4 protein-coding genes, 3 tRNA genes and 1 rRNA gene are annotated in these 4,620 nt (G+C 39.8%); 7 read left to right on the top strand and 1 reads right to left on the bottom strand.

All coding sequences use genetic code 11. The features are described from left to right. The first annotated feature begins 141 nt into the window (after window positions 1–141). From rrf to birA, 3 genes are all read left to right on the top strand, one after another. Window positions 142–257: ribosomal RNA gene (gene rrf, locus A9267_RS09025) — 5S ribosomal RNA — on the top strand. Window positions 258–699: 442 nt separating this feature from the next. Beyond that, window positions 700–1,713, top strand: coding sequence for a UDP-N-acetylmuramate dehydrogenase (gene murB, locus A9267_RS09020; RefSeq protein WP_156669133.1), 1,014 nt, complete (start codon window positions 700–702; stop codon window positions 1,711–1,713). After that, window positions 1,713–2,675, top strand: a complete 963-nt coding sequence (gene birA, locus A9267_RS09015; protein ID WP_065108949.1) for a bifunctional biotin--[acetyl-CoA-carboxylase] ligase/biotin operon repressor BirA — start codon at window positions 1,713–1,715, stop codon at window positions 2,673–2,675. Before murB ends, birA begins: the two co-directional genes overlap by 1 nt. Before the next feature lie 9 nt (window positions 2,676–2,684). On the opposite strand, the gene coaA is transcribed toward birA, so the two are convergent. Continuing rightward, window positions 2,685–3,635: a type I pantothenate kinase gene (coaA, locus tag A9267_RS09010; RefSeq protein ID WP_065108948.1), complete on the bottom strand. Its 951-nt coding sequence runs from the start codon at window positions 3,633–3,635 to the stop codon at window positions 2,685–2,687. A 220-nt stretch (window positions 3,636–3,855) separates the two neighbouring features. On the opposite strand from coaA, the gene A9267_RS09005 reads away from it, so the two are divergent. The 4 genes from A9267_RS09005 to A9267_RS08990 form a co-directional block, all read left to right on the top strand. Next, a tRNA-Thr gene (locus A9267_RS09005) sits at window positions 3,856–3,931 on the top strand. A 7-nt stretch (window positions 3,932–3,938) separates the two neighbouring features. Continuing rightward, window positions 3,939–4,023, top strand: a tRNA-Tyr gene (locus tag A9267_RS09000). A 35-nt stretch (window positions 4,024–4,058) separates the two neighbouring features. Further along, window positions 4,059–4,132: transfer RNA gene (locus tag A9267_RS08995), tRNA-Gly, on the top strand. Window positions 4,133–4,321: 189 nt separating this feature from the next. After that, window positions 4,322–4,620, top strand: a 299-nt coding sequence (locus A9267_RS08990) for a GTP-binding protein (RefSeq protein ID WP_231919065.1), incomplete at its 3' end; no start/stop codon positions are given.

The following is a 4,620-nucleotide window of genomic DNA, read 5'->3' as shown; positions in this document are numbered from 1 at the left end:
GATGGTAACTAGATTTATTACTTACTGTTGAAGGTAAGACTTAGTGAAGAATATAAAGCGCTTAATAAAGTAGAAAACTCAAAGAAACAAACAGCTTTCCGAATTTAGTTAATTGCGATAAGCGATTAACACCCGAATTTGCTTGGTGACAATAGCATTGTGGTACCACCTGATCCCATCCCGAACTCAGTAGTGAAACGCAATCGCGCCGATGATAGTGTGGGGTCTCCCCATGTGAAAGTAGGTCATCGCCAAGCGCCTAATTTCTCTTTTAAGAGAGCAGATAGCCCGTTACTCATGTAACGGGCTTTTTTGTGTCTGTAATTTGAGATATACATCTTCAAAAATGAAGTTAAAGCTTAAATTTAGACACATCAACAGCTGATAGTTGCGAGCATCAGCCCATGTGAAAGTCCGTCATTACTAAGTAATTAATTTTTCTCGATTGAATGTGGATATCCAATTATTTATGTCACAGTTTTGCAAGTTAATATTGCTTAAAAGACTTTATGTCGACTGTTTGGAAGTGTCACTAATAAAAACAGTCCATTTCTTTCATTGCCCCCTCAGATTCATTATTGATAAACACGCTATTAGTGGCTTATTAGGCGTTAACTATTTTGGTTTTCTTACGATTAGTCATATGAATGCTCACAGGGTACAATATTCACATCGCCATTATTAGTACAAGTCATTTATATGTCCGCAAGCTTAAAGCCTTTAAATACCCTTTCTTTGAATCAAAACTCCCTCGTGCTTGTTGAGGCAAACTCTGTTTCGAATCTCATTCGATATGTAAGACAAGCAAAAGAAATGGGCGTTCCTTATATGATCATAGGTGGTGGTAGCAATATCGTTTTTACCTGCGATTATGAAGGGATGATCATTAAGCTGATCAATAAAGGCATCGTTATTTCTGAAGATAATGAGAATGTCTATTTAACTGTGCAGGCAGGCGAAAATTGGCATGAACTTGTTCAGTTTACTTTGGATAAGGGCTATTTCGGGTTAGAAAATTTAGCATTGATCCCAGGTTCGGTGGGCGCAGCTCCAATTCAGAATATTGGTGCATATGGAGTTGAAATAAACCAGTTTTGTAATGAAGTCACTTACCTTAATACTGATACTTTTAGCGAGCATACACTTGCAGGTTCTGAGTGTAAGTTTGATTACCGTGATTCAATTTTCAAAAAACAATTAAAAGAGATTGCAGTCATTACGTCAGTTAAATTAGCCATCCCCAAAAACTGGCAAGCAAATCTAAGTTATGGACCACTTAACCACTTAAATAGTCAGACAGTGAGTGCTAAAGAGATCTATGAGACTGTATGTGCTATACGCACAAGCAAGTTACCGGATCCTTGTAAACTTGGTAACGTTGGCAGCTTTTTTAAGAACCCAATTATCGAAGCAGAGCAATACATTAGTTTATTGAAAAAGTTTTCTGATTTGGTCGGGTATGCACAAGCTGATGGTCGTATTAAAGTTGCTGCAGGTTGGCTTATAGATGAAGCTGGCCTTAAAGGGTATATCTTGGGCGGCGCGGCAGTCCATAGCAAGCAAGCGTTGGTGATAGTTAATATTAATCAAGCAACTGGTGACGATGTACGAAAACTGGCGCATCATGTTATTGACACTGTTTATAATAAGTTTGGTATCAAACTGGAGCCAGAACCAAGAATAATAGGTTCACACGGAGAGGTGGAATTGTAATGACAGAGCATTGGAGCAAAAAGAAGCAAATCATTAAGCTGCTGGATCATTGTCGTTATACTTCTGGAGAAATGATTGCACAAGAAGTTGGATTATCTAGGACTGCAGTGAATAATCACATAGCGCAGTTAGCTGATTACGGGATTGATATATACAGCGTAAAAGGAAAGGGTTACAAGTTATCGAAAGCTCTGCCTTTATTTGATGAATCCGTACTTATAAACGGGATTGAAGATAGGTGTTTCTTTTTTGATGAGATAGCCAGTACCAATGCTTTCTTACTACAGCACTCTGATGAACTAGATAGTGGTGATATTTGCATCGCGGAATATCAGTCAGCAGGCAGGGGGCGTAGGGGGCGTCAATGGGTGTCACCTTATGGTCAACATGTTTACGGGTCGCTCTATTGGCGCATAAACCAGGGAATGAATGCCGCAATGGGGTTAAGCCTAGTTATTGCGTGTTCTATCGTGTCAACGCTAAGAACATTTGGTGTTGAAGGTCTTGGATTGAAGTGGCCAAATGATATCTACAAAGACAATAAAAAACTAGCAGGTATCTTGATTGAGCTATCTGGTCAGTCTATGGACGAATGTAATTTGGTCATTGGCTTTGGTATTAATATGAGTATGCCAGCTCAACAGGCTGAAAAAATAGATCAGCCTTGGAGTGATTTATCTTCTCTGGATACAATGCCCGATAAAACTAACCTACTCCTAGCACTCCATAAACAATTAAAGTTAGACCTAGCAAAGTTTGAAGTATCTGGTTTAGCGGAGTTTATTCCGCTCTGGCAACAATATGATCTGTTCTACGACAAAGAAATTGAGTTGGTCATGTCACCTAAGTCAATCGTAGGTGTTTGTAAAGGGATTGACTCGCAGGGTGGCGTTATTTTGGAAACCGATGGCGTTCAAACCGCCTATATAGGTGGAGAGATTAGTCTACGCGGTACGCTCTAATCTACGAGGTTATTTTCGTAGTAAAACGCGGTTTACCAAATGATTATCTCCTTTTTTAAGGATCAGGTGAGCGCGTTCACGACTTGGTTTGATATTGGACTGGAGATTTGGGCCGTTAATCGTATCCCAGATATTAGCTGCGGTCTCATTGGCTTGTTGATCTGACAAGTTTGAATAGTGATGAAAAAAGGATTTCGGATCACTAAAAGCACCTTGACGAAACTTTCTAAAACGTTGCTGATACCATTCTTTTAGAAGCACTTCATCTGCATCTACGTAAATTGAAAAATCCACATAATCAGATAAAAAACTGCTGCGACTTTCAGGTGATTGATCTAAGCCAGTTTGAAGTACATTTAAACCTTCAATAATTAAGATGTCTGGTTGGTTAATCGGTTGCACTTGGTCAGTAAGTCGGTCATAGGTGATATGAGAGTACAGTGGCGCATTAACATGCGGTTGACCTGCTTTGATAGCTGAAATGAAATCAATGAGCATCTTCATATCATAGCTTTCTGGAAAGCCTTTTCGCTTTAATAAGTTTTTAGCTTTTAACTCTGCCAAAGGATACAGAAATCCATCGGTAGTGACTAACTCTACTTTAGGGTGTTGGGGCCAACGCTGTAATAGCGCTTGTAGAATCCTTGCTGTGGTGCTTTTACCAACAGCGACACTACCAGAAATACTGATAATGTAGGGAGAGTTACGTGGTTTATGATTGAGGAATTGATCTAATACTACACTGCGCTGCTGCTGAGCGTCGATGATCAAGTTTAAAAGACGACTTAACGGTAAATAAATATCTGTCACTTCATCTAAAGACAGTTGCTCGTTCATGCCTTGTAAGCGGGCAAGTTCGTCTTCACTTAGTGTAAGAGGGACTGAATTACGAAGCTCAGACCATTGCTTACGCCCAAATGAATGATAAAGTGTTTTATGTATTGGTTTATTTACTGTCATAACGTCCTTTCCTTAGGTCAGGCACAGTACACCAACAAAATATATTCAACAATAAAAAACTGACCTTAGTTAATCACTAACTTTCAAATCGCTTGATTTTTATGCGCGAGTAGCTAATAAAGCCCAAAAAAACGGCATTTAAGACTTTTTTTAGCTTTTTTATGCATTTTCTATTGCACTTGTGCCAACATTTACCTAATATCCGTTTCCGAAATGATTAGCCGGCATAGCTCAGTTGGTAGAGCAACTGACTTGTAATCAGTAGGTCCCGAGTTCGACTCTTGGTGCCGGCACCATTTTTCTGGAGGGGTTCCCGAGTGGCCAAAGGGATCAGACTGTAAATCTGACGGCTCAGCCTTCGAAGGTTCGAATCCTTCTCCCTCCACCATTTTTTAAAGGTAGTTAGGTAGCCTTTCAGGTTGCGCGGATGTCGTATAATGGTATTACTCCAGCCTTCCAAGCTGATAACGCGGGTTCGATTCCCGCCATCCGCTCCAAATTGCTGAATGACTTGATTGATTAATGGTTCAGATAACTGAATTGTTAATCAGTCAAATCCTTTAAATCAGCACCTCCTGTCTTATGCTAAGCTTAATCACCATAACTAATCGATTCGATGTCATTTTATGCATCGGATTTTTTCTATATGTGTTTTCATTACCAAGAGTCTGGATTGAGGCAATATCATGGCTAAAGAAAAATTTGAACGTAGTAAACCACACGTAAACGTGGGTACAATTGGTCACGTTGACCAWGGTAAAACTACTCTAACAGCAGCTATCTCAGCAGTATTGACGAAAGCATACGGCGGTGAGACTAAAGATTTCGCACAAATCGATAACGCTCCAGAAGAGCGTGAGCGTGGTATTACAATTAATACTTCTCACATCGAATATGACACGCCTACACGTCACTACGCACACGTAGATTGTCCTGGTCACGCCGATTATGTTAAAAACATGATTACTGGTGCTGCACAAATGGA

The sequence above is a fragment of the Shewanella sp. UCD-FRSSP16_17 genome, assembly GCF_001675935.1.
In the GTDB taxonomy this organism is placed as follows: Bacteria; Pseudomonadota; Gammaproteobacteria; order Enterobacterales; family Shewanellaceae; genus Shewanella; species Shewanella japonica.
This window is presented reverse-complemented; position numbering and strand designations above follow the sequence as displayed.

Excerpts from the sequence above, each read along its gene's own strand:
- murB (WP_156669133.1), top strand. The coding sequence starts at position 700 with ATGTCCGCAAGCTTAAAGCCTTTAAATACCCTTTCTTTGAATCAAAAC.
- birA (WP_065108949.1), top strand. The coding sequence starts at position 1,713 with ATGACAGAGCATTGGAGCAAAAAGAAGCAAATCATTAAGCTGCTGGAT.
- coaA (WP_065108948.1), bottom strand. The coding sequence starts at position 3,635 with ATGACAGTAAATAAACCAATACATAAAACACTTTATCATTCATTTGGG.